We start from the raw sequence: 333 nt of genomic DNA, 5'->3' as shown, positions 1-333 counted from the left end.
AAGAAAAGCCCGAAGCGCAACACTGGATATCACCTATGCGCCAGTGACACTCAAAGCGCCTTACAATAAGAAAGGACGCTCCCTCCCAGTTTACTATGTCGGCTGTGCAGAGAGAGGAAACGCTGAGAACGGCTTAAGCTGGCACCTATTAACCAGTGAACCAGTCACCAGCAAAGAAGACGCCTTAGCTATCATCACCTACTATGAGCACCGTTGGCTTGTAGAGGAATACCATAAAGTCTGGAAAAGTGATGGCACGGATATCGAAAGTTTACGCCTTCAAAGCCAAGATAACATGGAAAGATTGGTGACGATTAATGGCTTTATTGCGAC

At 46.8% G+C, this 333-nt stretch carries 1 protein-coding gene; it reads left to right on the top strand.

What is annotated here, in order from left to right; translation table 11 throughout:
• Positions 1–333 (top strand): transposase (locus AAEY62_RS21195; protein ID WP_350636321.1); only part of this gene is annotated, 333 nt, incomplete at both ends.

The sequence above is a fragment of the Pseudoalteromonas sp. GW168-MNA-CIBAN-0100 genome (assembly GCF_040309225.1).
In the GTDB taxonomy this organism is placed as follows: domain Bacteria; phylum Pseudomonadota; class Gammaproteobacteria; order Enterobacterales; family Alteromonadaceae; genus Pseudoalteromonas; species Pseudoalteromonas arctica.
The sequence above is the reverse complement of the archived record's forward strand: the minus strand, read 5'-3'. Positions and strand labels throughout refer to the sequence as shown.